Source organism: Sorangiineae bacterium MSr12523 (assembly GCA_037157775.1).
Taxonomy (GTDB): Bacteria; Myxococcota_A; Polyangia; order Polyangiales; family Polyangiaceae; genus Pendulispora; species Pendulispora brunnea.
This window is the reverse complement of record CP089982.1, coordinates 118498-144030: the sequence shown is the minus strand read 5'-3', so window position 1 is coordinate 144030 and position 25533 is coordinate 118498. Positions and strand designations below refer to the sequence as shown.

Annotated in this window: 21 protein-coding genes; 11 read left to right on the top strand and 10 right to left on the bottom strand. The window is 63.7% G+C overall.

The window, feature by feature from the left end:
• Nucleotides 1–78 precede the first annotated feature (78 nt).
• Nucleotides 79–651 carry a DUF2846 domain-containing protein gene (locus LZC95_00575; protein WXA95334.1) on the top strand — a complete coding sequence of 191 codons (573 nt, stop codon included), beginning with the start codon at nt 79–81 and terminating at the stop codon, nt 649–651.
• A 274-nt stretch (nt 652–925) separates the two neighbouring features.
• Here the strand turns inward: LZC95_00575 and LZC95_00570 are convergent, their stop codons facing one another.
• Both LZC95_00570 and LZC95_00565 read right to left on the bottom strand, forming a co-directional pair.
• Nucleotides 926–2185 carry an RNA polymerase sigma factor gene (locus LZC95_00570; protein ID WXA95333.1) on the bottom strand — a complete coding sequence of 420 codons (1260 nt, stop codon included), beginning with the start codon at nt 2183–2185 and terminating at the stop codon, nt 926–928.
• An 80-nt stretch (nt 2186–2265) separates the two neighbouring features.
• Nucleotides 2266–2616 carry a YciI family protein gene (locus LZC95_00565; protein ID WXA95332.1) on the bottom strand — a complete coding sequence of 117 codons (351 nt, stop codon included), beginning with the start codon at nt 2614–2616 and terminating at the stop codon, nt 2266–2268.
• A gap of 327 nt (nt 2617–2943) precedes the next feature.
• Here LZC95_00565 and LZC95_00560 point away from each other — a divergent pair, with 327 nt between their 5' ends.
• The 4 genes from LZC95_00560 to LZC95_00545 all read left to right on the top strand — a co-directional run bounded on the left by LZC95_00560 (nt 2944) and on the right by LZC95_00545 (nt 10446).
• Nucleotides 2944–6078: a GH92 family glycosyl hydrolase gene (locus LZC95_00560; GenBank protein ID WXA95331.1), complete on the top strand. Its 3135-nt coding sequence runs from the start codon at nt 2944–2946 to the stop codon at nt 6076–6078.
• Nucleotides 6079–6173: 95 nt separating this feature from the next.
• A complete protein-coding gene (locus LZC95_00555; GenBank protein ID WXA95330.1) occupies nt 6174–6605 on the top strand; it encodes an acyl-CoA thioesterase in 432 nt (143 codons plus the stop codon).
• 84 nt (nt 6606–6689) lie between these two features.
• Nucleotides 6690–9386 carry a family 20 glycosylhydrolase gene (locus LZC95_00550; GenBank protein ID WXA95329.1) on the top strand — a complete coding sequence of 899 codons (2697 nt, stop codon included), beginning with the start codon at nt 6690–6692 and terminating at the stop codon, nt 9384–9386.
• 88 nt (nt 9387–9474) lie between these two features.
• Nucleotides 9475–10446: a hypothetical protein gene (locus tag LZC95_00545; protein ID WXA95328.1), complete on the top strand. Its 972-nt coding sequence runs from the start codon at nt 9475–9477 to the stop codon at nt 10444–10446.
• A gap of 6 nt (nt 10447–10452) precedes the next feature.
• Here LZC95_00545 and LZC95_00540 read toward each other — a convergent pair whose 3' ends face one another.
• A complete protein-coding gene (locus LZC95_00540) occupies nt 10453–11244 on the bottom strand; it encodes a fumarylacetoacetate hydrolase family protein (GenBank protein ID WXA95327.1) in 792 nt (263 codons plus the stop codon).
• Nucleotides 11232–12152 (bottom strand): LysR substrate-binding domain-containing protein, encoded by a 921-nt coding sequence (locus LZC95_00535; protein WXA95326.1) that lies wholly within the window; start codon nt 12150–12152, stop codon nt 11232–11234. Before LZC95_00535 ends, LZC95_00540 begins: the two co-directional genes overlap by 13 nt.
• A gap of 78 nt (nt 12153–12230) precedes the next feature.
• Here LZC95_00535 and LZC95_00530 point away from each other — a divergent pair, with 78 nt between their 5' ends.
• Both LZC95_00530 and LZC95_00525 read left to right on the top strand, forming a co-directional pair.
• A complete protein-coding gene (locus LZC95_00530; GenBank protein ID WXA95325.1) occupies nt 12231–12881 on the top strand; it encodes a glutathione S-transferase N-terminal domain-containing protein in 651 nt (216 codons plus the stop codon).
• Between the two features lie 58 nt (nt 12882–12939).
• Nucleotides 12940–13611, top strand: coding sequence for a carbonic anhydrase (locus LZC95_00525; GenBank protein ID WXA95324.1), 672 nt, complete (start codon nt 12940–12942; stop codon nt 13609–13611).
• Nucleotides 13612–13666: 55 nt separating this feature from the next.
• Here the strand turns inward: LZC95_00525 and LZC95_00520 are convergent, their stop codons facing one another.
• Entirely contained in the window at nt 13667–17644 is a 3978-nt protein-coding gene (locus LZC95_00520; protein WXA95323.1) for a GH92 family glycosyl hydrolase, read from the bottom strand.
• Nucleotides 17645–17810: 166 nt separating this feature from the next.
• Nucleotides 17811–19622, bottom strand: coding sequence for a glycoside hydrolase family 3 protein (locus LZC95_00515; GenBank protein ID WXA95322.1), 1812 nt, complete (start codon nt 19620–19622; stop codon nt 17811–17813).
• A 140-nt stretch (nt 19623–19762) separates the two neighbouring features.
• Between LZC95_00515 and LZC95_00510 the strand changes: the two genes are divergently transcribed.
• Nucleotides 19763–20665: a sigma-70 family RNA polymerase sigma factor gene (locus LZC95_00510; protein ID WXA95321.1), complete on the top strand. Its 903-nt coding sequence runs from the start codon at nt 19763–19765 to the stop codon at nt 20663–20665.
• A 76-nt stretch (nt 20666–20741) separates the two neighbouring features.
• Entirely contained in the window at nt 20742–21467 is a 726-nt protein-coding gene (locus LZC95_00505; protein WXA95320.1) for a hypothetical protein, read from the top strand.
• A gap of 1 nt (nt 21468) precedes the next feature.
• On the opposite strand, the gene LZC95_00500 is transcribed toward LZC95_00505, so the two are convergent.
• Both LZC95_00500 and LZC95_00495 read right to left on the bottom strand, forming a co-directional pair.
• Nucleotides 21469–22113, bottom strand: coding sequence for a GNAT family N-acetyltransferase (locus LZC95_00500; protein ID WXA95319.1), 645 nt, complete (start codon nt 22111–22113; stop codon nt 21469–21471).
• A gap of 164 nt (nt 22114–22277) precedes the next feature.
• Nucleotides 22278–22907 (bottom strand): class I SAM-dependent methyltransferase, encoded by a 630-nt coding sequence (locus tag LZC95_00495; GenBank protein ID WXA95318.1) that lies wholly within the window; start codon nt 22905–22907, stop codon nt 22278–22280.
• A gap of 106 nt (nt 22908–23013) precedes the next feature.
• Between LZC95_00495 and LZC95_00490 the strand changes: the two genes are divergently transcribed.
• Both LZC95_00490 and LZC95_00485 read left to right on the top strand, forming a co-directional pair.
• The gene (locus LZC95_00490; protein ID WXA95317.1) at nt 23014–23508 is read left to right on the top strand and encodes a MarR family winged helix-turn-helix transcriptional regulator; all 495 of its coding nucleotides are present in this window, start codon (nt 23014–23016) and stop codon (nt 23506–23508) included.
• 269 nt (nt 23509–23777) lie between these two features.
• Nucleotides 23778–24053, top strand: a complete 276-nt coding sequence (locus tag LZC95_00485) for a hypothetical protein (protein ID WXA95316.1) — start codon at nt 23778–23780, stop codon at nt 24051–24053.
• Nucleotides 24054–24109: 56 nt separating this feature from the next.
• Here LZC95_00485 and LZC95_00480 read toward each other — a convergent pair whose 3' ends face one another.
• A complete protein-coding gene (locus LZC95_00480; GenBank protein WXA95315.1) occupies nt 24110–24574 on the bottom strand; it encodes a RidA family protein in 465 nt (154 codons plus the stop codon).
• A 15-nt stretch (nt 24575–24589) separates the two neighbouring features.
• Nucleotides 24590–25531, bottom strand: a complete 942-nt coding sequence (locus tag LZC95_00475) for a threonine/serine dehydratase (protein WXA95314.1) — start codon at nt 25529–25531, stop codon at nt 24590–24592.
• Between the last annotated feature and the right edge of the window lie 2 nt (nt 25532–25533).

The following is a 25533-nucleotide window of genomic DNA, read 5'->3' as shown; positions in this document are numbered from 1 at the left end:
GATGGGCTGGTAAGGAACTTCGGGGACGGAGCCATCTCCGACACCGACGTACCGAAGGACCGTAGTAAAACGCTGGCCATGAAGCTCTTTTTGCTCTTCGCCATGGTCCTGTTCGTGGGGTGCAGTGCACATTCCGATTATATGCGCGCGGGCACGCCTCCCGCGCCGGCCACGGCGGATGCAGCGACCGTGGTGTTCATTCGGCCTTCGGGTTATGCCGGCGGCCAGCTCATGACGGTGCTCGATGCCAATGGGCGATTTCTCGGCGACAGTTTGCCCAAAAGCTATTTCTCGGTGAAGGTCCCGCCGGGAGAGCACATTTTCGTGGTGTGGGGCGAGAATACCGGTGCGCTTCGCGCCAACCTGGTCGGCGGAAAGACGTATTACGTCGAAGTGTCCACCAAGTTGGGAATGATGTCGGCCCGCGTGCATCTTCTGGCGCTCACCCCGCGCCATGAAAATTGGAAAGAGCTTCCCGAGTGGCTCAAGGAGAGCAAGCCCATGTCGCCGGACGAAGCGGCGGGCCAAGCCTATTTGGCAAAGCGCCACGAGGCCGCGCAGGAGCGCATCCGCCGCGCGCGTGAAATCCTCACCGAGTACAACGCAGAGGAACTCGCCGCGCGCACCATCTTGCCGCAAGACGGCCAGTGACACGTGCTCGGTGCTCGAACAGAAGAGGAAAACCGCCCAGACGCCAAGGACGCCAAGATGGATTGATGTGCTGAAGCACCGACTGCCCTACATCAGCGAGCGCGGTCCTCGAACAGCGTCACGAAGAGAAGAAGAAACCGCCAGGGCGCCAAAAGAGAGGCGCCAGGATCGCCAGGTGAACCAACAATAAACTCTGATTTTTGGAATTTATTGTTGGTTCAGTTGGCGATCCTGGCGGCCTGGCGGTTTCCTTCTTCCTGTTCGAGAACCGCGATTAGCGGCTCGCATTTGCGGCTTCGTCGACTTCGCGCAGGCGCCGTTCGAGGAATGCGCGCTCGCGATCGTTCTTCACCAGCGTCAGTGCGGCACGGTAGGCCGTGACCGCCTCGGCCCATCGGCCTGCCCTTCGCAACAGGTCCGCGCGCGCCGCGGGGAGGAGATGATACCCCGCGAGCTCCTCGGCGCCGGACAGCGCGTCGATGATGGCCAGCCCCTTTTCCGGCCCATCGACCATGGCCACTGAAACGGCATAATTGAGTTTCACCACCGGCGACGGCCAAACGCGATAGAGCGCGCGATAGAGCCACCCGATCTGCTTCCAATCCGTATCCTCGGCCCGTTGCGCCTGTGCGTGCAACGCTGCAATGGCAGCTTGGATTTGATACGGCCCCGTACGGCGCAGCGTCAAGGCGTGATCCAGTCGGGCAATGCCTTCTTCCACCCGCCGCGCGTCGCAGAGGGAACGGTCTTGCTCCTCGAGCGGCACGAAATCACCCTTCGCGTCGATACGCGCGGGACGCCGCGCATCGTGCAACAGCATCAACGCGAGAAGGCCCAGCGCCTCCGGCTCGTGCGGCATCATCTCCGCGAGCAACCGCCCGAGGCGAATCGCATGCGCACACAAATCGATGCGCACCAAATCGGGACCGGCGGTCGCCGAATACCCTTCGTTGAATACCAGATAAATCACCGACAGCACGGCATCCAACCGCTCCGGGAGATCGTCCGCCGCGGGCACGGCGTATGGAATGTTCGCCTCACGGATCTTCTTTTTCGCGCGCACGAGGCGCTGCGCCATGCTCGGCTCGGGCGAAAGGAACGCGCGCGCAATCTCCTCGGTGGTGAGACCGCCCAAGGTGCGCAGCGTCAATGCCACGCGCGTCGACTCGGAAAGGGACGGATGGCAGCACGTAAAGATGAGCCGGAGCTGATCGTCGGGCACGACCTCGATCTCGGCCGGCAGCGACGGCGCACCCTGCTCCGGGATTTTCGACGGATCGCGCGACTCGACGGGCGAGCCGCGCGTTCGGCGCCGCAAATCGATTGCACGATGGCGTGCGACGGTGGTGATCCACGCCGCGGGCTTCTCGGGAATGCCCTCGCCCGGCCAAACCTGCGCGGCGCGCACGAAGGCATCCTGCAGCGCGTCCTCGGCGAGTTGAAAATCGCCGAGGACGCGAATGAGGGTGGCCAGCACACGCCCGGATTCCTCCCGGAAAACGCGCTCGACCGCGGCCGTCATGCTCTCGCCCATCCCCACGACTCCATCGTGCCGCAAAGAGGAAGAGAATCCCAGGAGAGTCTCCCTCTCCGCCACCGTCTGCTACGGCTCCATCAGAACTCCATGATCGGGCGCACTTCGACCGTGCCGTCCTTGGCGCCTGGAATTTTGGCTGCCCATTTCAAGGCCTCGTCGAGGTTCTTGCACTCGAAAATGTAGTAGCCGCCGAGTTGCTCCTTCGTCTCCGCGAAGGGGCCGTCCGTCGTCTGAACTTTGCCGTTGCGGACGCGAACGCTCGTGGCCGTGTGGGGAGGCTTGAGCGCGTCACCCGCCAGCTTGACGTTGGCGGCGCCTGCGAGCTCCTTCTCGAACTCGCCGTATGCCGCATAGATCTTTCCCTGCTCCTCCGGGCTCAGGTTTGCGAATCCAACTTCGTCACCGTAGATGAGGCACATGTAGCGCATCGGGTTCTCTCCTTAATGAGTGAATGAATGACTGAGTGACTGAGTGACCATTCCGAACATCGCGCCAAGAAGTGGCGATGTTCGAGAGGCACGACGGATGGCGCATCACCGGATCGACGTCGTGTCGTTTACTTTCGAGAAAGAACAGTACGGGTGTCTCTTTTGCGTGTTCAGCGAATGACGCCTTGCGACATGTCGAAGAGCATTGACCGAGGTGTCCGCCTCGACGTATCGCTGGGCGACGGCCACAGCAATGGCTCTGGCGGACGATGACAACGTTGTCTTCGTACCGGAACTGCTGCCGAGAGTCGGAAAGGACCAGCCCCAATGCCGAATCTCCCTTTCACCCGGACAACGTTGTCAGCCGCACTGCTGGCCGCGTGTGTCCCTGCATGCTCCGCAGGCGACGACGCCGCGAACGAAGAGGCGCAAGGTACCACTTCGGCATCGGCCGAATTGGCGGCGCTCAACCTCACCCAATACGTCAATCCGTTCATCGGCACCGATCCGGGAACGACGCCCCTGCCGCCGACCTCCGGCGAGTCCACCGGCAACGACTACCCCGGCCCCGCGATGCCATTCGGCATGGTGCAGTTCAGCCCCGACACGCGCGTGGGCTCGGCCACCGGATACCGTTATTCGGATACCACCATTCAAGACTTCAGCCTCACCCACTTTGCAGGCGCAGGCTGTGACAACAACCAAGATATCCAGATACTACCGATTACCGGCGCGGTCTCCACATCGCCTGGCACCAACTGGACGAGCTACGCGTCGGGCTACACCAAGGGCAACGAAGCCGCCGCCCCGGGCTACTACAAGACGCGATTGGACAAGTATTCGACCAATGTCGAGCTCACGGCCTCGACGCGTACGGGGTTCGGAAAGCTGACCTTCCCCGCCACGAACCAGGCGCGCCTTTTGGTCAACACGAGCCGCTCGGCCACGGGAAGCCGCAGCGGTTCCGTGAATGTCTCCGGCAGCACGGTCACCGGTCAGGTCACCTCGGGCAACTTCTGCGGCTCGGGCCACACGTTCCCCATTTACTTCGCCATCCAATTCGATCGCGCGCCCACCGGCTTCGGCACATGGAACGGCGGCACGGTTTCGGCGGGTTCGGCCAGCACCTCGGGCACGAACACCGGTGCCTACGTCACCTTCGACACGAGCAGCTCGGCCACGGTGCAATTCAAGGTGGCCATCTCGTTCGTGAGCACGGCCAATGCGCAGCAGAATCTCACCACGGAGATCCCGAATTGGGACTTCAACGCGGTGCGCACCAATGCCGATACCGCGTGGAACAACCTGCTCAATCGCATTCAGGTGAGCGGCGGCTCGAACGACGATCTGCAGAAGTTCTACACGGCGCTCTACCACGTCTTCCAGAGCCCCAGCGTCTCCAGCGACGTCAATGGCCAGTACAAAGGGTTCGACAACGCCGTGCACACGGCGAGCGGGATGACCGTTTATCAGAACTACTCCGGATGGGACATTTACCGTTCGTGGGCCGCGCTGATGGGCCTCGTCGCGCCCGACGTGATGAACGACGTCGTCAAGTCGATGGTCCTCGACGGGCAGCAAGGCGGATTGTTGCCCAAGTGGTCCAACCAGACCGTGGAAGACTTCATCATGACCGGCGACCCCGGCCCCATCATCGTGGCCAGCGCCTACGCCTTCGGTGCGCGCAACTTCGACACGACGGCCGCGCTCTCGCTCATGGACAAGGCCTCCAATGGCGGCACCATGCAGGGGAGCCCGATCCGCGGTCGCCAGTCCGAGCTGGTGCAAAATGGATTCATCTCCGGCAATGCGTCGGACTCGCTGGAGTACTCGGCGTCGGACTTCGCGGTGGCGACGTTTGCCAAGTCGTTGGGCAATACGAGTTCGTACAACACGCACATCTCGCGCGCCCAGTGGTGGTTCAACGTCTTCAGCACCGAGTCGAGCTACATCAATACGCGCAACTCGGACAAGAGCTGGAAGCTGCCGCTCGATCCGGGCAGTGACTCCGACTACACCGAGGGAAGCGCGGCGCAGTACACGTGGATGATCACGTACAACTTCGCCTCGCTCATCGATCTGATGGGCGGCCCCGAAACGGCCGTGCAGCGCTTGAACCATCATTTCACGCGCGTGAACGAGGGGCACAATACGCCGTATTTCTGGATTGGAAACGAGCCGGAACACGGCGTTCCCTGGGCGTACAACTTCGCGCGCTACCCGGCGGGGGCCTCGTCGGCGGTGCGCCGAATCATGAGCGAAGCGTTCCACACGGGCCCGGGCGGCTTGCCGGGCAACGACGACTTGGGCGCCACCTCCGCGTGGTACGTCTGGGCGGCGCTGGGCATGTACCCGGCCATCCCCGGGGCGGACGTGCTCGCCCTTCACGGGCCGACGTTCAACTCGATTACCATTCAGCGCGCGGCCGGCAATATTCAAATCAACGGCGGCGGTGCACCGCAGTACGTGCAGGGCATGCAGTTCAATGGCGCTGCGCAGAACCGCAGCTACCTGCGCTACTCGGACATCGCTTCGGGTGGTACGATTTCGTACACCATGGGCAACTCGCCCAGCGCGAGCTGGGGCACGGGCGCCGGCGACGTACCGCCGTCGTTCAACGAGGGATGGACGCCGCCGCCGAAGGCGCTGAACCTCGGGACGAACCTCGCACGGGGCAAGGCAGCCAGCGGCTCCACGCCGTGCGCGGCGGCCGAGTCGGCGGACAAGGCCTTCGACGGTGCGCTGGTGAACAACAGCAAATGGTGCTCGACCCAGGCCAATGCCTTCCTGCAGGTGGACCTCGGTTCGGCGCAAACGGTATCGTCGGTGGTCATCAAGCACGCGGGCCTCGGCGGTGAGACCACCGGGTGGAACACGGGCGCGTTCAACGTCCAGACGAGCCTCGACAATGCCAATTGGACGACCGTCGCGAGCACGACGGGCAACCGTTCGAGCCGCACCTTCCACGCCTTCGCCGCACGCCAGGCGCGCTATGTGAAGCTCACCGCGACGACGCCGACCAACAATGGCAACAACGCCGCCCGCATCTACGAATTCGAGGTGTACGGCAGCGCGATTCCCACCGGCGCCATCTCCGGGCTCGCGAGCAAGTGCGCCGACGTGAACCAGGGCAGCCAGACCAACGGCACCAAGGTGCAGTTGTACGATTGCAACAGCTCCATCGCGCAGCAATGGAGCCTTCCGGGCGATGGCACGGTGCAAGCCGTCGGCAAATGCCTCGATGTGACGACGAGCGGCACCGCCAATGGCACCAAGGTGCAATTGTGGGACTGCAACGCCTCGGGCGCCCAGCAATGGGTCGCTGGGGCCAACGGCTCCTTGCGCAACCCGCAATCGGGCCGTTGCCTCGACGTGCCCAACAGCGCCACCGAAAATGGAACGCAGCTGCAGATCTACGACTGCAACGCGAGCGCCGCACAACAGTGGGCTTTGCCGCACTGACGTCCACCTTTTCGTAGATGCGGACGAAACCGCCGGGGACGCTATGTTCCCGGCGGTTTTCTTTTGTCGTCGCGGCTGCGAGATTGGACGGTGCCATGAGCGAGATCCTCGAGACGACGGACCGTTATCGCTGGTTTTGCCCCATCACCACGCGCTGGATGGACAACGACGTGTACGGACACGTGAACAACGTGACGTATTACAGCTACTTCGATTCGGCGGCGAATCTCTTTCTCATTCGCGAGGGTGGATTGGACATCGTGACCAGCCCGGTGATTGGCGTGGTGGTGGAGTCACGCTGCACGTACCGCGAGGCCGTTGCGTATCCCGATGCCATCCGCGCCGGAGTGCGCGTCGACAAACTGGGCAATCGGTCGGTGACTTACGGCATTGGCATTTTTCGCGAGAATGGCGAACAGGCGTGTGCGCATGGCTACTTCGTGCACGTATTCGTCGATCGCGGGACACGCCACGCAGTGCCCATCCCGGAGAAAATACGAAGCGCACTGCAGACGATTGTCGTTTGAACCTCCGGGCGCCCATTGTACGAAAATTGGCACCCACGGCCATTGGAACGGTGAGTCCTGTCCGCAACTCTCGATGGAGAATCCATGAGAACGTACTTGATTGGCATTTGGATGGGCGCGGCATGCTTGGGAGGGTGCGCAGCCCACACGGAAACGAACGCGACCGACTCCGCCAACTTGGAAGCATCGCGCCGCGGGCCCAACATCTCCATCACGTTTCGTCCGCTGAACAATCTCGCGTCGGCCGACGGGTCGTTCTTTCTAGGCAGCTTCACCGTACGCAACGACAGCACCGTGCGGCTGGGGTCGAGCGGATGGCAAATCTACTTTAGCTACTACCCGCGCAACTTCCTCAAGGACGGCGAAGGCAATGCGCAATACAAGCAGCACCTGGCCGAACAAGGCGTGCGCCTTCGAAAGGCCGCCAGCGGCGATTATTTCGTCCTGGAGCCACTCGACAATTTCGTTCCCATCGAGCCAGGCCGGGAGCGCGTCATCGAGTTTCTCGCGGTAAGCTGGACAATCCACAAGAGCGACGCGCCGTCGGGGTTCCATATCGTATTTCCGCCGAGCACGGAGGCGTGGGCTCTTTCGTCGTCGGTCCAGATGGATCCGTCGGATCCGAAGCAAACCAAGCGCGTCGCCGGCGATGTCGTGCCCGTGCAGACCGCGTCCTTGCGCTACGAAGAGAATGCGGCGTTGAAGAAGCTCCGTCTCGAGCCGGGCGATGCGCTCTTGCCGCGGCCACAATCGGTGACCTATGGTGAGGGCCAATACCGACTTGGCGGGGCGCGCATCGAGATCGAACATGCGCGCGGCTTGGCCAAGGAGGCCGCCTTTCTCCGCGCGGCCTTGGGCGACGTTCTCACCGGCGTGATCGATGCGCGCGAACGGACTGCGCGGACCCCCGCCATCCGCCTGGTGCTTGATCCGAGCATCGCCGGCGGGCCCGAAGGGTATGCCTTGAGCATCGATCCTCGAAATGGAGTGGAGATCCGCGGGGCGGACACCGCCGGCGTGTTTTACGGGATTCAGACACTGCGCCAACTCGTGCCCGTCGAGCCGGGAAAGAAGCTCACCGTGGAGCTCCCCGCGCTATCCATGACCGATGCGCCGCTCTTTCCGTACCGCGGGATGGCCTTGGACGTGGCGCGCCATTTCCATTCGAAGGCCGCCCTCGAGAAGCTGCTCGATTTGCTGGCCCTGCACAAGATCAATAAGCTTCATCTCCATTTGACGGACGACGAGGGCTGGCGGCTCGAGATCCCCGGCATACCCGAGTTGACGTCGTACGGTGCGACGCGCGGTTTCGATGCGAACGAGCAGCGGCAATTGCACGTGGCCCTCGGTTCCTCGAACGGATTGCGCACGGGCGATGGAATCCGCGGAAAAGCGCGCACCGAGGCGGAGGCCAATGGAGGCGAATCCCCCGCATACCAGGGATTCGAACGGGCCACGCTCAACTTCGCAGGCCAAGGCTCGGGCCATTACACGGTGCGCGATTTCGAAGAGATCCTCGCGTATGCGGCGGAACGGCATATCGACGTCATCCCGGAGATCGACATGCCCGGGCACGCGCGTGCGGCGGTCAGGGCGATGGAGCACCGGTATGCCAAATACGCCGCCGTCGATCCGGTGAAGGCGGGGCAGTACCGGCTGGTGGACCCCAAGGACACGTCGAAGCATACGACGGTGCAGGGCTATACGGACAACTTCATCAATCCTTGCTTGCCATCGTCCTATGCTTTTCTTTCGAAGGTCGTCAGGGAGTTAAAAGCCCGTTTCGATGCCGTACCCGGCGCAAAGCTTACGATGATTCACGGAGGCGGCGACGAGCTGCCCAGTCTGCAGAGCAATGTGTGGTGGCAAGGCTCGCCGCTGTGCAAGTCCACCCCCGAGACGTCGAGCCTGACCGATCTGCAATTGCGGGACGTCTTCCTGGCCAAGTGGCAGCGAATCATCACGGCCACGGGCGCGACGATGACCGGTTGGGACGACGTTCTGCACGATGGATTTCAGCTCGAGGGCTTCGTTCCCATGCCCTGGCAGAACGTGTGGGGCCGGGGCAAAGAAGACTTTGCCTACCGATATGCCAATCGCGGGAACAAGGTCATTCTGTCGCATGCAACGAATTTGTACTTGGATATGGCCTACAACAAAGACCCGGACGAGCCAGGGCTTTACTGGGCCAATTTCGTCGACGAGCGAAAGACATTCGAGTACCAGCCTTTCGATCTCTTTGCCCTGGGAACACACGATCGCATGGGCAATCCGTTCGATCCGCATGCGTGGGATAGGAAGGAACGACTCACCGCCGCGGGACGCGCCAATATCTTGGGCATGGCCGGGCTGCTCTGGGGTGAAAACGTCAAGACCGACGAGTTGATCGAGTATTACACGTTTCCCAAGATTCTCGGTGTGGCCGAGCGCGCATGGAATCGGGATACGCCGGCGCCGGCGGAGATGCCGGCTGCGTGGGAGCGATTCGTGAACACGCTGGGTCAAGCCGCGCTGCCGCGATTGGACTTTTATCGCGCGGTGGACCTCCACCACGAGCTTCCGCGGGCGCAAGGTGTCAATTATCGCGTTCCGCTTCCGGGCGGGAAAATCGAGCAAGGGCAGCTCTTGGCCAATGTGCGCTATCCGACCTTGACCATCGAGTACTCCACCGACGGCGTTACATTTGCAGAATACACGGGTCCAGTGGCGGTGCGCGGGTCGGTGTGGCTGCGAACGAGAACGCGCAACGGGCACGTGAGCCGGGTGGCCAAGATCGAGTGAGATCCCTCGCGACGTCGCGAAAATAGGGATCCATCGGCTTGCGTTTCAGGCGAAGAAAGCGTCGGATGCGCGGCCGGAGGTAAATCCCATGGCCCGTCCGAGGGCGATTGCAGCGGTGTGCTTCGCATTCGTTGTTCTTTCTTTCTTGGTTCATTGCAGTAGCTCCCCGGAAACGCTCCCGCCCCCGCCCGGCACCAATGCCGATGGCCCCGACGCTCGGGCCCTGGCGCGTGCCGCCGTGATTCAGGGCAGCTGCCTTGACCGCAATGAGAATGCGAGCCAGGTTCTCGATCGATTGTACCGTGAGACGTACGCCACGGGCTCTTTGAGCGAACGCATCCAGACGGCGGACTTGAACTGCCTTTCCACCGCGACCAGCGGCTGCCAATCCTTGCGCGATTGCCTCGGGATCACCATCGACGATGCACCGCAACTCGATTGCAAGAGCAGCTGCGCGGGGGAGGTTTTCGAGCGATGCGATGGACGCCATCGCATTCGTGTGGATTGCGCGCGCCATGGGCTTTCATGCCACCCTGACGCGGGCTGCATCGCTGCGCCCGCCGTGTCCTGCGAGCTAACGGTCTTTCGCGCATCCTGCAGGGACGGCCGCCCCACCGTTTGCGTGAATGGCGTCCTGCAGTCGGGCCCGCGCTGTACGGAGCTCGGGCTCGTTTGCATGGATAGCGGATACCCCGGATGCCATGGGCCGTTCGGTTCGAGCGGCCGCACGACGGACAGTGCCCTGATCGTCCCGTATGGGGGCGTCGCGTGCACGGGCAGCGATTTGCTCGCACAAGTCAACTCCGGCACGGTAAACGTCGATTGTGGGGGCGTCGGCCACGGGTTCACGTGCCAATCGATGCCGTCCGGTTCCTACGATTGGCACTTTTGCGGTCAAGGCACCGAGTGCAATCCCATCTACCCGCCACCGGCGCCGCTCTGCGATGGCACGTCGCTGGTGTTGTGCAACGCCGGTAAGCTCGAACGAGTCGACTGCACCGCCCTCGGCTTTACCGGGTGCGATGCGACGCGCGGCGCGTGCATGCCGAACCCGTGGTAGTTCGCCTCACGGCTCGAAAGCGACGGACACGGTGCCGTATGTGCCGAAATCCGCCGTGAGCGCGTCACCCGGTCCAATGGTGTACGGCGTGATGCACGTGCCGGTGGTGACGATTTCGCCGGCGCGGAGGCCGTGTTCGCGTTGTGAGAGCTCGTTGGCCAGCCAGGTGAGCGCGAGACGCGGATCGCCGAGCACGTTGGAACCGATGCCCGTGGCGACGACGGCGCCTTCTTTGCGCAATGCAACGGTGTGCCCTGGTAGCTCGTCGCCATTCCACGCGGCCACCTCGGGCCCGAGCACGAAGTATCCCGCGCAGGAATCGTCACCCACCATTTGCCATGCGCCGGCGGCCACGTAGTCGTGGTACCGCGAATCGGGGACCTCGATGGCGATGTGCAAGGCCCCCACGGCAGCCATCACTTCGCCCAGCTCGTAGGGCCGATCGCGCGGAGGCAAATCGCGCCCCATACGGAAAGCGAACTCCGCCTCCGCGGCGCGCATGTGAAGATGCCGCGCGGGCAGTGTGGCCCCGGATGCGTGCGCGAAACATGCGAATAGACGCCCCGGAAACGGCCTATCGACGTTGATATGCGCTTGGCCCGCCTTGCTCGTGGCTGCAATCTTCCAGCCGATGGTCGCACCGGCGAGCTCGCCCAGCGCACGCTGGATCGCGTAGCCTTCCCCGAGATCGCGCGGCCTGCAGCGCTCGGGCAAGCCTTCGAGAAGGCGTTTCTCCTGCCAAGCCGACCATAGAATCGCCGCCGCCTCGCGCGCTCGTTCGTCCGTCACGGTTTGCATGATTTTCTCGATGTAGCGCAGATCGGCCCCCGACGCATGGCGCGAGCGAGCGCCTGCACGGCGGGAAGCATCTCGCCATGGCGCGAGTGCGCGAGACGCCACGTTCGCAACAGGCCCGAGCGCGTCACCCTGCGCGTGACCACGGCACCCGCATCGACGTGGGACTGCACGCTCCACTGCGCCAGCACCGTGATGCCCAGGTTGGCGGCAACCATCTCGAGAATCGCCTCGGTGAGCGGCACGCGCGAGGTGCGCCGCGGCTCCACACCCGCGGGCCCGAGGACTTGGCGCAGGAAGTAGAACTGCTCCGGCGGCAAGTCGTGGGTAAACAAGGTTTCGCCTGCGAAATGGCGCGGCTCGATGTACGTGCGCGCTGCCAGCGGGTGCGTGGGATGAAGCACCGCCACCAGCTCGTCGTCGAACAGCGGAATGGCCGCGAGCCGGCGATCGCGCGTCGTTCCCGAGACCACCGCCGCATCGATTTCACCGCGCAACAGCGCATCCATCGGACGGCGCGTCGCCTCGAGAACGATGCGCACCTCGAGCTCCGGCTGCACGCGGTGCAGATCCGGAAAGGCCGACGGAAGCCACCGGTAACAGGTGTAACACTCCGTGGCGATGCGCAGCGTCGGCGTGGGGCGCGCCTTCTGCGCCACGTCCTGCTCGAGCGCGCGAAGCTCGTCGAGCAGCGGTCCCGCGGTGCGCAAGATGCGCTGGCCCGCGACCGTGGGCGTCATCTTCTTCTTCGCGCGGGAGAAAAGCTCCACGCCGAGGCGCGATTCCAACTCGACGAGCTGCCGGCTCACCGCCGATTGCGTGAGGTGAAGTGCCGCAGCGGCGTGGGTCACCGTTCCGGATTCCGCAACGGCCTGCACGAGCCGAAGATGGCGCACGTCCAGCAGGGTCATGATGCATGAGCATTACGCATACATCGCATGACGACAATGCGTTTTTCATCTGCATCGTTTTGCCGCACCGTAAGGGCCATGGACACCCTTTACTATTCGCCCGGCGCCTGTTCGCTGGCGGTTCACATTGCTTTGGAAGAGATCGGCCGCCCCTTCGATACGGTGCGCGTGCCCATTCCGGAAGGGGCACACCTCCGCCCCGAGTACTTGGCCATCAACCCGCGCGCACGCGTCCCCGCCCTTCGCACCGAGGGCACCGTCATCACGGAGACCGGTGCCATTTTGAGCTACCTGGCCGATCGCGAACGCACGTCGGCTGCGCAGGCGCTCGCCCCCGAGCCGGGGACCCTCGCGCGCGCACGCTTTCAAGAGTGGCTCGCGTGGCTGTCGAGCAGCGTGCACGTCGCCTTCGCGCAGATCTGGCGAGGCGAACGCTTCAGTGACGATGCTTCCGCGCACGGCATCATTGCCGAAACCGGACGCCGGAGGGTTCGTTCCTTTTTCCACGAGATCGACGCCAAATTGGCGGGCGTGGCGAATCGCACGCACGCGCTCGAGGAAGGCTACAGCGCCGTGGATCCTTACCTTGCCGTCATGTACCGGTGGGGTCACCGGATCGGAGAGCCGATGGACGGCTACCGTTCGCTCGAGCGCCTTGCCCATGAGGTAGCTGCACGGCCCGCTGCGCAGCGCGCCCTGGCTCGCGAGGGCGTCACCCTGACGACATAGCGAACGCGGGTTACCCCTTCGTCTTGCAGGGGGCCACGGCTCCATGCGAGCCTCGGTCATGATGGAGAAGCTCGTCAAAGGCATTCACTCGTTCCAAAAACACTTCTTCACCAAGCACCAGGACCTCTTCGAGCGACTGGCCTCGCGTGGACAGAATCCGGAAACGCTCTTCGTGACGTGCTCCGACTCGCGGGTCGATCCCAATTTGATTACGAACTCTCGGCCGGGCGATCTGTTCATCGTCCGCAACGTGGGCAACGTCATTCCGCGCCCGGACCTCCCCGGTGGCACGGCCGCCGCCGTCGAATACGCCGTAGAAGTCCTCGGCGTGGAGAACATCATCGTGTGCGGCCACACGCAGTGCGGCGCCATGGCCTCCATCCTCGCACCGGACAAGATGGCCAATCTCCAATACGTGAAACGATGGCTCGCCCAGACGGAGGGGCTGCGCGACACCATCCAAACACGTTACGGGCACCTGCCCGGCGAGGCCAAAATCACCGCCGCCGTCGCCGAGAACGTGCTCCTGCAACTGGAGCACCTCCGCGCCTACCCCTTCGTGTCCGAGAAACTCGACGCCGGCAAATTGCATATCGCCGGTTGGATCTTCGAAATCGGCACGGGTGCCATCCACGGATTCGACCCCGATACCGGTGAGTTCACGGCCATCTCCTCGGCCGACGGCGCCGCCGCCGCCGAAATGCACCGCCCCGAGCCGCGGCAGGAATAGAGCACGCTGACGAAGGAGGCCGCCCTTGTCGGGGCGACCTCCTTGCGAGCCGGCGTCAATTCGCCAAGAGCTCGATTTCGGCGATGGCCGTCGTCGGCTTGGTGCTCTTGGTCACGGTGATGCGGTAATTGGCATACGTCGCCGACGCGTCGGCCACCTTGAATGCGCGCGTTTGCGAGCGCCAGGGGAAGACTTGGCCGGTGCGCTTGTCGAGTTCCTTCCAGGTCGTGCCATCGTTCGATCCTTCGAGGACCCAGTCCGTCGGGTCGCCATTGGTCGTGTCGGCCGCCGACGTCAGCGTGTAGAAACGAACGGGCGCCGTACCTTGGATCTTGCACTGCACCGCGCCGGTGAGGGTCGCGGTGCTGAGGCCGTCGTTGTCGTAGAGGTGCGCGTCGCCATTGCATCCCGTGGCCACATCGTGCAGTGGCTTCGCGGGTTCGTTGCCTTGGGTCACCGACGGCGGCACGTCGTCGGCGCCACTGCCCCATTGCGAGGGCTCGGAGCCCATGACGAATTCCAGATTGGCGCCGGCGAGCAGCTGCTCGTGCGAGATGTACGTCTTGCCGTACGGCGCGCCGTTCACCTTCAGGCTTTGCACGTACACGTTCTTCGGGCTGTTCTGCGGCGCCGAGATCACGATGTTCTTCCCGTTTTCGAGATGAACGGTCGCCTTCGTGAAGAGCGGAGAGCCAATCACGTAATTCGAGCTTCCCACTTGGAGCGGGAAAAAGCCCAGCGCGCTGAAGATGACCCACGACGACGTCGCACCGTTGTCGTCGTCACCGGGATAGCCCTGGCCGATGTTGCTGCCGATGAAGAGTCGCGACAGGGCTTCGCGCACCTTGGCCTGCGTCTTCGCGGCCTGCCCGGTGAACAGGTACATGTATGGGATATGGAACGAGGGCTGGTTGCTCAGTCCGAGCTGCCCCATGCGAACGTCGCGCGCTTCGAGCATCTCGTGGATGATGTCGCTGTATCCGCCGCGGAAGTCCCCCTTCTCCGGCGTCGAGAAGAACGTATCGAGCTTCGCCGCCAGCTTGTCCCGACCTCCGTACAGATTGGCCAATCCTTGCCCGTCGTGGACGGGATCGAATGCCATGTTCCACCCATTGGTCTCGGTGTAGTCGAATCCCCAGACGGTTGGATTGTAGGTTTCTTTCGGCAAGCGCCACGCACCATTGGCCGCTCGCCCCTGGAAGAACTGGATCGAAGGATCGAACAGATTGACGTAATTCTGAGACCGACTCAGGAAGTACTCCGCATTTTCAGCATATTCCTTTTGGCGGGGGTCGCTCGCATTGTTGCTCAGAGCTTTGGCCAGGTTGGCAATGCCGTAGTCGTTGAGGTATCCAGCCATGGCCCAGGAAAAGCCGGCGCCCGTCGCGGTGGACGTGTATCCGAGGAATGTCGATGTCGCGTTTCCTTTGCGGCCCACGCTCCCATTCGGCGCGACCACGGTCGCATTCCGCACCGCTGCATCGTACGCCGCGGCCGCGTCGAAGTTGACACCGCGAAGGTATGCGTCGGCAAAGGCCACGTCCGAGCTGGTGCCGGTCATCAAATCGGCATAGCCCGGCGAAGACCAACGCGAGACCCAGCCACCGTCCTTGTACTGCTGCACGAAGCCGTCCACCAACTCGCCGGCGGCCTTCGGCGTCAACAGCGCGTACGCCGACCACGTGCCACGGTACGTATCCCAGAAGCCGTTGTTCACGTAAACCTTGCCGTCGACAAGCTTGGCGCCCGTGTTCGTCGGCGAGCCGGCGCCCGACGCATTCGTCACGGGGCTGGCGTATTTGTACTGCGGCGCGTCCGCCGTCCCCACGTTCTCGTATGCCGAATTGGGGTACAGGAACAGGCGGTACAAATTCGAATACAGCGTGGTCAATTGATCCGCGCTGGCGCCCTCGACGTCGATGACCTTCAGCTTGTTGTCCCAGAGCTGGCGCGCCTTCTCTTTCACCCCGTCGAAGGTGTCGTTCTTGGCAATCTCGAGCTCGAGGTTCTTCTTCGCCTGCGCCACACTGATGAGCGACGTCGCAATGCGCATGTTCACGACGCGGTTGGAGGCATCCACGCCGAAACGGAAGTACCCCGTCACGCCGCCCGACGTAGCGCTTGCCGTCACCGGCCGGTCGAACTCGGCGTACACGAAGATGCGGGTGGCGCCTGCGGACAAGCCGCTCTTGGCGTCGGAATAGAAGCTCAATGAACGCGAGCTCGCATCGAGCGTAAGCCCGCCGCTGGCGTTCAGATGGTCGAAAATCAGGTTCGCGTTATCGTCCGGGAACGTGAATCGGAACAGGGCCGCGTGATCCGTCGGCGCAATCTCCGTTTGAATCCCGTTTTCGAACTTCACGCTGTAGTAGTGCGCCTGCGCCACCTCGTTGGCATGGCGGAAGGGCAACGCGCGCGACTTCTTGCTCGTCACCGGCGCGCCGGCCGCCGACGAGGGCATCACCTGGAAACTCTGACGATCGCCCATCCAGGGGCTCGGCTCGTGGCTCAGAGCGAAGGCCTGCAACGTCGGCAGGTTCTCCGAGTTGTTGCTGCGGTGGTACGTGTACAGCCAGTTCTGCGAGCTGGCCGACGTCATGGGCGTCCAGAAGTTGAATCCGTGCGGAACCGCCGTCGCGGGGAAGTTGTTGCCACGCGAGAAGTCGCCGCTCGAGTTCGTACCCCGGCGGGTATCGACCCAATCCGAAGGATTCGATCGCACCGTAACGGCGGGGTTGGCCGTAATCCGAATATCGTCGATCCAGCCACCGAAGGTCGTGCTGGGCTTGCCCGCGGGCGGCCCGTTCGGATTGTCGTACGCCACCAGGATGCGCTTGATGCGCTTTCCGGCGGCGACGGCGCCAATCTTGGAGACCTTGTAGTTCCAGTCATCGGTGTAGAGCGTCTTCGAATCGCCCTGCCCCTTGGGGGACACCACGGCGCCGTGCTGATCGACCGCGCCGAGATCGCTCAGGTACGTGCCATCCTCGAACGCGAGATCAACGGAGGCGTACGTGCTCGGGTAATTGAAGTCCCCAGTCGTGAAGGCGGGGTGAATCATGTACGAGAGCTCGGTGTTCTGCGCGACCACGACGTCGACGTCGAACACCTTGTTGTACGAGTACGCGCGCTCCGACGCATTGTGCGTGCCGCCGTATTCGAATCCGCGCACCCCGGTGAATCCGGCGCGCGTCTTGGCATTGTGCGACTGCGTCGGGCCACGCCCCACGGCGCTGCGCATTTCCGGGGTGAGCGGCGGCGCAGCATCCGCGCCCGAGTCGGCCGCCCCCGCATCGACCGGCGCACTCGCCGGTTGATCGAAGATCTGCCACTCGGACATCTGAACGATGCCCCCGTTGTTGTTGGCGGTGATGTTCAGCCGGTAATAGAGATAGGGCGTGGTGTTGCTCGAAAGATCGAACTCGCGCAGCTGATAGCGCTGGGGAAAGTCTTCATTCGTCTTCTTGTCCAGGTCGACCCAGGTTTCGCCATCCTGCGAACCTTGCACCGTCCAATCCTTCGGATCGCGCTCGTCGTAGTCGTTCGCCGATCCCAGCCGGTAGCGCCGGACGGCCATGGCCTCGTCGAGCTTGTAGACGATCCAGCCGGAGCTCTCGAACACGAGCCATTTCGAATGCGTATCGTCATCGGTCAGGTTGTCCGCCACCTCGCCCGCGCCGTCGTTCTCGCCATTGGCAGTGACGGAAATGACACGGTCCGTGATGTTGCCCGTCACCACCACGGGGGGCGGCGGCGAGAGCACACCGGAGGTCTTCGGCGTACCGTCGGTTCCCGTCTCCACTGTGTTGGTCCACGTGGGCTGCGGGTCCTTCGGCTCGAAGGATGAGAAGAATTCGGTCGGCCCCTGCGGCACCGACGAATCGCCGCCATCCACGCCGAGCCCCGAATCGGTGCCGGGTCCGCCATCCGGATTGCCGCCACCACCGGGCGGCTGGTTTGGCGAATCGCTCGACGAGCAGTGGATAAGAGCAGCAACGGACACGAGGGCAAAGGAAAGTCGGCGCACGTTCATCACAGCCTCCGAATGGCACCAGGAACTCGAATGACAACGTTGTCTTCGAACGCCTCAGTGTGCTGCGATTGTGCGACGAGCGCAACAATGATCTTTCTACGCCACGCCTACCACATGCACCGCCGCATCGCGTTCACGCGGAACGCGATGCGGAAGTCCATGGATCTCACCACGTCAAACCATGACCGAGCGGGTACACGATCGTCGCGGGATCGTTCGCCGCGGGGAGAGGCACGGGCAACTTGCCTACAGGCGGCACCTCGCCGAAGAGCACCTTGGCAACCGACTGCATCGAGCCCGCGCTGGGCGAATACGTCGCCAGCCATGCGGGAGCCTGCGCGTACGTCGCATCGTAGGGATTGCGCGTGGCCACGGCGACGACGGGCTTTTGCGTCGCCACGAGTTGGTCCACGAGCTTCTTCTGGTTCGCATTCGCCGTTGCGGTCATCGCATTGGTGAGCACCACCACGAGATCCGACTGATTCGCGGCCGCAACGACGGCTGCAATGTCGGCATCGCTCGGCGCTGCCTTGATCGCCTGCGTGGTCGCTGCGGAGCCGTGCGCATTGAAGGCATCGCTCAACGCGGCCGTCGGAACGGCACCCACGCCGGTGACGAGAACCTTGGCCGGCGCGGCCTGCAGCGGCAGAACGTTGCCCTCGTTGCGCAGCACCGTCACGGTGCGATCCGTGATGCGCGATGCGGTGGCGAGATGGTCGGGTGTGCCGAGCGAACGCTCCGCCTCGTCCTCGTTCACGAACGGCTTGAGCAGAATGCCGCGCTTGAATTTCGTGCGAAGAATGCGCAGGAGGCTCTCGTTGATGCGCGCCTCGGTGAGGCGGCCATCGGCAATGGCATTCATCACGCTCTGCACGGCCAGGCCCAGATCGTGCGCCATCAGCAATTGGTCCGCGCCCGCTTGCAGAGCCAACACCGGAAGGTCCGCATCCGGGTGCATGATGCGCACACCGTCCATTTCGAGCGAATCGGTGATGACCAAACCTTTGTACCCAACTTCATTGCGCAGCATGTCCGTCAACACGGTGCGGGACAAGGTGGACGGCTCGCCCGAAGGATCGATCTTCGGAAGTTGGATATGTGCCGTCATGATCATATCGATTCCCGCCTCGGCCGCGGCGCGGAACGGCGGAGCGTCGATCTGTTGCCACTCCTCCTTGGTGCGCTGAATCACTGGCAGCCCGGTGTGGCTGTCCGTCGCGGCATCGCCGTGACCGGGGAAATGCTTCGCCGTGGACGATACCGTTTTCGTGCGGTCGCCCGAATCTTGGTAGCCATGGACCTGCGCCGCGACGAACTCCGAGGCCAGCGCGGGATCGCTCGAAAAGGAGCGCACGCCGATGACCGGATTGAGCGGATTCGAATTCACGTCGGCATCGGGCGCGAAATCGACGTTGATGCCCAATGCGCGAAGCTCTTGTCCGGTGATGGCCGCGGCCTGTTTGGCGTCATCGGCATTGCGGCCGGCGCATACGGCCATATTCCCGGGGAACTGCGTGGCCGGCGGACCAACGCGGGTCACGATGCCCATCTCCTGATCGGTCGCGATGAACAGCGGAATGTGCATTCCCGTCTCGAGCGCCGCGCGCTGCAGGCCGTTGGAGAAGGCAGCAATCTGACGCGGGTTATCGATGTTGTCCCGCGTGTCATTATTGAAATAGATAATTCCACCAGGGCGGTATCGCTTCACCACCTTGGCGGGAGTATCCTCTTTGAAGGCTTCCACGTTCTTCGGATGCGCCACATCGGCCGCTTGGCCGTAAATGTACGTCACGAAGAGTTGGCTCACTTTGTCTTCGAGCGTCATGCCGCTCACCGTCGTGGAGACCCACGCCTCCATCTCCTGCTCGAAGGTCTTCGGCTGAGGATCATCGGGCGTGTCCGCTTCGGATGAACAGCCCATGGTGAATACCGCGAGCCATACAGGCAAAGACCGTCGCACGAGCGAATTCCAACGCATGGTAAGCCTCCTATTATTTCTGCCCGAAACGGGCCGGGGCGCCTCGAGCGAGGGCATCTTATAAAAAAAACGCGTCGGGCGCCGGCACTCTGTCACACTTTCCTCTTACGCAACGACGATCCGATGTGTCCCCCGCCGCCATGTCCGTCGCAGATTGGTCCTCCTCGACATTCCGTGAAGCTCTGGTCGCGCTCGTACGCCGTCGCGTTCCCGAAAAAGACGCCGAGGATGTCGTTCAAGCGACCTTGGCGGAAGTGATGGCCGCGGCGCACCGGCCGGAAGATCCCGAGACGCTGCGCAAATGGATCTACGGGATCACACGGAACAAAATCGCAGATTACCATCGACGTGCACGGCGCGAGGTGCTCGACGCGCCGGAGGCGGCCGCGCTGGAATCTGCGCCTGCGATGGAGGACGTAAACGATCTGCTGCGATGGGCCATGCGCGAGCTGCCCCACGGCCAGGATGCGCAACGAACGTTTCAATGGCTCTTGCGCGAAGGCGAAGGTGAAAAGCTGGAGTCCATCGCCGAGGGCGAGAAAATTCCGCCGGCGCGCGTTCGTCAGCGGGTGAGTCGCCTGCGGAGGCACTTTCGCGATCGCTGGGCTGCGCAGGTGGCGGCTTTGGCGGCATTGGGTGTCATTGGAATCGTGGTCGCTATTTGGATTTTGCGCGACCGGCCTCGAAAGCCGGATGCGCCGATTGCCAGGGATCCCGCGCCGACACCGCAGATTGCGCCAACGCCGCGCGAGCTCGCGATTCGAGAGCGCAACGAAGCGCTGGTGCTTTGCGACGAGGGCAAGTGGAAGGAGTGCATCGAGAAGCTCGATCGCGCCGTGTCCGTGGTGCCCGAGCTCGAGGACGATGCCGATGTGAAGAGCGCACGCGCGGCCGCGGCGGAGGCCTTGCGGCCCACGCCGCAATTGCAGCTGCCCGAGACGAGCAGTTCGGGGCACGGCTTGGATTCGTTTGCGCCCATTCCATCGAGCACCGCACCGCCCCGGCGAGCGCCGCGCAAGCCGACGGGCGGGAGCGGGCCGTAAGCTCGGTTCGAATACCCATTAGCGCGCGTCACGAAATCGCATTCCTCCGCGATGTACCTCGCAGAGGAGCGACGACATGGTTCGACCGATCGCCATTTGCGCTGCGGTGCTGGCCACCTTTTGCGCATTGGATACGAATGCCCGCGGCAGCGAAAGCCGGCTCGCGCTGCGCGCGGGACGATTTCCCATTTACGCGTATTCGCCCGAATCGAAAATGGATTCACCCGGCGCACGCCCGGTGACCATTTATCTACACGGCATGTGCGGCGATCCCTCGCACGGCTGCGGCTATTTTCGCGAGGGCGTCGCGCCATCGTCGTGGTTGCTCTGCCCGAGCGCCACAACGCCGTGCCCCAGCGGAGGAGCCATTTGGAGCGGCTCCACCGCCGAGCGCGCGGCCGTGATCGACGATGCCGAACGCGAGCTGGTGGCCACCTACGGCGACGCCGTCGACGTGACGCGCGGGCGCGTGCTCATTGGATTTTCCCAAGGTGCCTACCTCGCGCGAAACCTCATTGCTCGAAAAGACTCGCGCTACCGCGGCGTCATGTTCATCGGCGCCGACGTGCAGCCCACGGCCGACGCGCTTCGCGCCGCCGGCGTGCGCCGCGCCGTCTTTGCCTCCGGCCGATACGACATGATGCGCCGGCCGCTGGAACGCGCCGCGGAAGCCCTCGTCCAAGATGGATACCCGGCGCGCTTCGTCGATCTCGGGCCCGTGGGCCACACGTACGTGCCCGCCGCCGACCCATTGCGGATGGAAACGATGCGCGAGGCCCTCGCGTGGCTCGAGGACGGCTGAATCAGCTGCTGCCCTTGGCGGGAGCCTTGCGCGGTGCGCGCCCTTTTTTCAGCTTGCGCGGCGGCAACAGCTCCGAGCCCACCACGATGCGCTTGGCCATGAAGATGGCCGCATCGAGCTTGTAGAAGCTGCGCGCGCGGTAAAAGTGCAGCGCCGATTCGTTGTTCTCCGCCACCTCGAGCACCAGGTGCGTGCAGCCGCGGATCTTCGCCAGGTGCTCGAGCTGCTCCATGAGGAAGGCGCCGATGCCCTGCCCCTGGTAATTCGGGTGCACGGCCAGCTCCTCGATGAACAGCGGGCGCATGTCGCGGTTGGCGAAATAGCGCTCGTTCATCCAGTTGTCCTCGCCGAGGATCTCGAAGGTGCACTCGGTGTAGCCGACGACGACGTCGCCATCGTCCGTGGACACTTCGAAGAGAAGCTGCTCCACCCCTTCTTCCTCGTACACCTCGAGGAAGCGCTTCTTCGAGCGCGGCCGCTGGTACTCCACGGTCTCGCGGTTCACATCGCGAAAGCAGAGCTTGAGGAACTCCCAAACGCGGTTCAAGTCGCGGCGGTGGATGCGTCGCACTTTGACGACCAGCCCATCGCCGGTCGCGCGACTTTCGCCATCGAGCTGGGGCTCATCTTCGGTATGCCGGGGCATGCGCCGGCAAACTCTAGGCGATTTTCGTAGAAATTAGCGCAACATTCGATGGTTTGTCCCAGTTCCGGGGGGGCGATCCTGACAAGCAGCGGCAGCGAAACATCCCCGGCGGGGCCGGCGCCCTCGTCCGCTTCTCACGAGAGGGCGACGCGAGACCGGTAGATTCAAACGCCAGAGGCCTTTCGCACGCGCAGGAGCCAGAAGCGCCTCGCGCCGCCTCCTGGAGCGGCAGACCTGCCGGTCACCTCCGTAAAGGACTCCCATGTCCATCCGGCGCCAAAGGCACGGCGCAGCTCGGCCTCGTCCACGGGGTGCGTGCCGCAGCCGCGCGGGCGCGGGATGGTGGCGTCGAAGTCGTTGTTGGCGTTGAAGCAAAGCAGATGCACCAAGGCGCCAGGTCTGCAAGCGCGCTGGAGTGAGGCGGCGTAGCGAAGGCGATCCTCCTCTTCGTCGAAGACGTGAAAAAGCCCGATGTCGATGACCGTGTCGAATCGGTCGGTGTACCCGGCGAGATCGCGCGCGTCGGCGAGCTGGAAGGGCACGTCGATGCCGCGGGTGCGCGCCTTCTCGCGCGCCCGCTCGATGGCGGTGGGTGCCCCATCGAGCGCGAACACCTCGTGGCCTCGACTGGCCAGATACAGCGCATTTTCGCCGGTGCCGCAGCCGGCATCGAGCACGGCGCCGCGGATGTAGCCCTCGCGTTCGAGCTCGACGACGAAGGGGGTGGGGCCGTCCTGATCCCAGGGTGCACGTTGATCCTTGCGGTAAATCTCTTCGAACGCTGCAGCGGTCATGGGGTGTCTCCGGTAAAGAGTGCCTTCAGCAATCGTGTGACTTTATCAATCATATGCATAAGTCACTCAATTTCAAGGGGCGCACCCTGGTAGCTTGGCGGCGTCCATGAGCCGTCCTGTTTCGAAGAAGAGCGATCCGGCGCTGGCCGACGTCGAGCGCGGCATGGTCCGGCTTCGCCGCAGCATGGCCAATCGCACCTTGGGAAAGCTTGCCGTCCGCGAGCTGGGGCTCGACGTCGACCTCGGCACCATGGCGGTGCTCGATGTGGTCCAGGAAGGCGCGGACGAGCCCGATGGTGAGATCACCGTGGGCCTCGTGGCCGAGCGGCTCGGCGTCGATCCTTCGCGGGCGAGCCGCATGGTCGCGACCGCCATCGACGCCGGCTACGTGGAACGCGTGGCCTCCCAATCCGATGGCCGGCGCATCACGCTACGGCTCACCGAATCGGGGCACCAATTCGAAGACACGATGCATCGCTTTCGGCAGGCCCAGTTCGCGCGTGCGATGGAAGACTGGTCCGATCGCGAGCGCGAACAATTCGGGCGCCTTCTGCTGAAGTTCACCGCGAGTTGGCGAGAAACCATGCGCCGCGGGAAATGAGCGCGACGTCTGCCTGACAGCTCGAGCGTCCTGAATGTACCGCGCGTGTACCGCGCCAATTGGTACATGCGATGAGGCCCATTTCCCGCGGCCGTGTACCAGAATCGCCGCTTGACGTGGATACAGCAACGGGAAGTCGCCTCGTCGATTGCGCCTAAATTCGATATTTCGAAATCCCCACTCCCTCGGCACACGAATTGTTATTCGCGGTCGAATCTGCTTTTGCAGACGTAGCGCCTTGAAATGGATTTCCACTACGGAGGAAGGCCATGCATCGAAAACGAATCGGCTCGTGGGCCGTATGTTATGTCGTTCTCATTTTGGGCGTCGTGGCAGGCTGCAGCGCAACCGAGGAGGACGCCGCCCCCCTCGATGGCACGGAGCAGAGCCCGAGCTCCGCCCCGTCGGACGTCTCCCCTGCCGCCCCGGCCAAACCCGCGGCCTGTTGGAACGAATGCCGCGGCCCAAACTGCGAGTTCTGTCGGAGCTGCTGCTGGTCCGACTGCTGCGGGGGCCACTGCGATCCCTGGTACAGGTGCGGATAGCGCACCGGGGACGACGGACGGCCCGTCCGCGCTGACGAACGGGCCTTCGATCCGCCCTATTTCACCTCGAGAACGGCCGCTACCTCGACGGAGACGCCGAGCGGCAGCGATCCCACGCCCACGGCGAAGCGCGCGTGCTTGCCTGCATCGCCGAACACCTCGACGAACACGTCGGACGCGCCGTTGACCACCTTCGGGTGATCCCGGTAATCCGGCTCCGCATTCACGAAGCCCTGCACCTGGACGACGCGCGTGACGCGATCCAGATCGCCCAAGAAGGCGCGGGCTTGCGAGAGAACATTGAGCGCGCAAAGCCGCGCCGCCTGCACCGCCTCCTCGAGCGAGATGGTCCCGCCCACCTTGCCGACGTGCCGGATTTCCCCGTTGAATGCCGTCACTTGGCCCGACACGTAAAGCAGATTCCCGGTTTGGACGCAGGGAACGAAATTCGCCACCGGCGCCGTGGCCGCGGGAAGTTCGATGCCAAGCTCCTTCAATCGCGTTTCGATTTTGCCAGCCATTGCTCGTCTCCTTGCCTATCGATCGAAATCCACCGCCGTCGTATTACCGCCGCTGACGACGACGGCCACATGCTCTCCCGGCTCGGGCTGATAGCGGCCCGACAGAATCGCCCCGAACGCCGTCGCACCGCCCGGCTCGGCGACGATGCGGAGCACCTTCCACAGGGCACGCTGCGCCTGCCGTATTTCGTCGTCCGTCACCAGACGCACGCCGCTGCCGTACTTGCGCGCGAGCGGAAACATCAACTCGCCCACGCGCCGCGGGGCCAGCGAATCGGCCGCGATGCTGCCCATTTCCGCGTCCACCGGCTTTCCCGCCTCCAGCGCCTTCGCCAGCGTCGGTGCGCCATCCGGCTCGACACCGACGACCTTCACGCGCCCCGCATACCACGCGAGAATGCCGCCGAGGAGCCCACCGCCCCCGACGCCCGAAAGCACCGTGTTCACGTCGGGCGCTTGCTCCTGGAGCTCGAGGCCCAACGTGGCCTGCCCCAGCAGCGTCTCGACCTGATCGAACGCGTGCACGGACAGCGCGCCCGATTGCGCAATGTACGCTTCGCAGGCCGCCAAGGCATCGGCGTAGCGATCGCCGCCCACCACGAGATCCGCCCCGTAGTCGCGAATGCGCTGCACTTTGGCGGGCGAGGAAATGCTGGGCACGAAGATTTTCGCGGGGATGCCCAGCTTGTGCGCCGCATACGCCACCGCGGCGCCATGGTTGCCGCCCGATGCGGCGGCCACCCCGACGGAGGGGACCTTGCGCGTGAGCAAATTGGTGAACGCGCCGCGCGTCTTGAACGAGCCGGCGTGCTGAAGCAGCTCCAACTTGAGGGTCAGCGGAAACGAGGGCAAGCCGAAATCGGCCCCGTCGAGCCGCACGATCGGCGTCGTGCGCACATGCGGCCGGATGAGTTTTTCAACCTGGGTGATACGTGCCCCCTGCAGTTCTTCGGTCATGG

Bases quoted from the DNA above. Each gene is read 5' to 3' on its own strand.
- LZC95_00505 (WXA95320.1), top strand. From the start codon at position 20,742: ATGGTTCGACCGATCGCCATTTGCGCTGCGGTGCTGGCCACCTTTTGC.
- LZC95_00555 (WXA95330.1), top strand. From the start codon at position 6,174: ATGAGCGAGATCCTCGAGACGACGGACCGTTATCGCTGGTTTTGCCCC.
- LZC95_00540 (WXA95327.1), bottom strand. From the start codon at position 11,244: ATGCAAACCGTGACGGACGAACGAGCGCGCGAGGCGGCGGCGATTCTA.
- LZC95_00485 (WXA95316.1), top strand. From the start codon at position 23,778: ATGCATCGAAAACGAATCGGCTCGTGGGCCGTATGTTATGTCGTTCTC.
- LZC95_00575 (WXA95334.1), top strand. From the start codon at position 79: ATGAAGCTCTTTTTGCTCTTCGCCATGGTCCTGTTCGTGGGGTGCAGT.
- LZC95_00520 (WXA95323.1), bottom strand. From the start codon at position 17,644: ATGAACGTGCGCCGACTTTCCTTTGCCCTCGTGTCCGTTGCTGCTCTT.
- LZC95_00560 (WXA95331.1), top strand. From the start codon at position 2,944: ATGCCGAATCTCCCTTTCACCCGGACAACGTTGTCAGCCGCACTGCTG.
- LZC95_00500 (WXA95319.1), bottom strand. From the start codon at position 22,113: ATGCCCCGGCATACCGAAGATGAGCCCCAGCTCGATGGCGAAAGTCGC.
- LZC95_00475 (WXA95314.1), bottom strand. From the start codon at position 25,531: ATGACCGAAGAACTGCAGGGGGCACGTATCACCCAGGTTGAAAAACTC.
- LZC95_00510 (WXA95321.1), top strand. From the start codon at position 19,763: ATGTCCGTCGCAGATTGGTCCTCCTCGACATTCCGTGAAGCTCTGGTC.
- LZC95_00515 (WXA95322.1), bottom strand. From the start codon at position 19,622: ATGCGTTGGAATTCGCTCGTGCGACGGTCTTTGCCTGTATGGCTCGCG.
- LZC95_00490 (WXA95317.1), top strand. From the start codon at position 23,014: ATGAGCCGTCCTGTTTCGAAGAAGAGCGATCCGGCGCTGGCCGACGTC.
- LZC95_00495 (WXA95318.1), bottom strand. From the start codon at position 22,907: ATGACCGCTGCAGCGTTCGAAGAGATTTACCGCAAGGATCAACGTGCA.
- LZC95_00525 (WXA95324.1), top strand. From the start codon at position 12,940: ATGATGGAGAAGCTCGTCAAAGGCATTCACTCGTTCCAAAAACACTTC.
- LZC95_00550 (WXA95329.1), top strand. From the start codon at position 6,690: ATGAGAACGTACTTGATTGGCATTTGGATGGGCGCGGCATGCTTGGGA.
- LZC95_00545 (WXA95328.1), top strand. From the start codon at position 9,475: ATGGCCCGTCCGAGGGCGATTGCAGCGGTGTGCTTCGCATTCGTTGTT.
- LZC95_00530 (WXA95325.1), top strand. From the start codon at position 12,231: ATGGACACCCTTTACTATTCGCCCGGCGCCTGTTCGCTGGCGGTTCAC.
- LZC95_00535 (WXA95326.1), bottom strand. From the start codon at position 12,152: ATGACCCTGCTGGACGTGCGCCATCTTCGGCTCGTGCAGGCCGTTGCG.
- LZC95_00565 (WXA95332.1), bottom strand. From the start codon at position 2,616: ATGCGCTACATGTGCCTCATCTACGGTGACGAAGTTGGATTCGCAAAC.
- LZC95_00480 (WXA95315.1), bottom strand. From the start codon at position 24,574: ATGGCTGGCAAAATCGAAACGCGATTGAAGGAGCTTGGCATCGAACTT.
- LZC95_00570 (WXA95333.1), bottom strand. From the start codon at position 2,185: ATGGGCGAGAGCATGACGGCCGCGGTCGAGCGCGTTTTCCGGGAGGAA.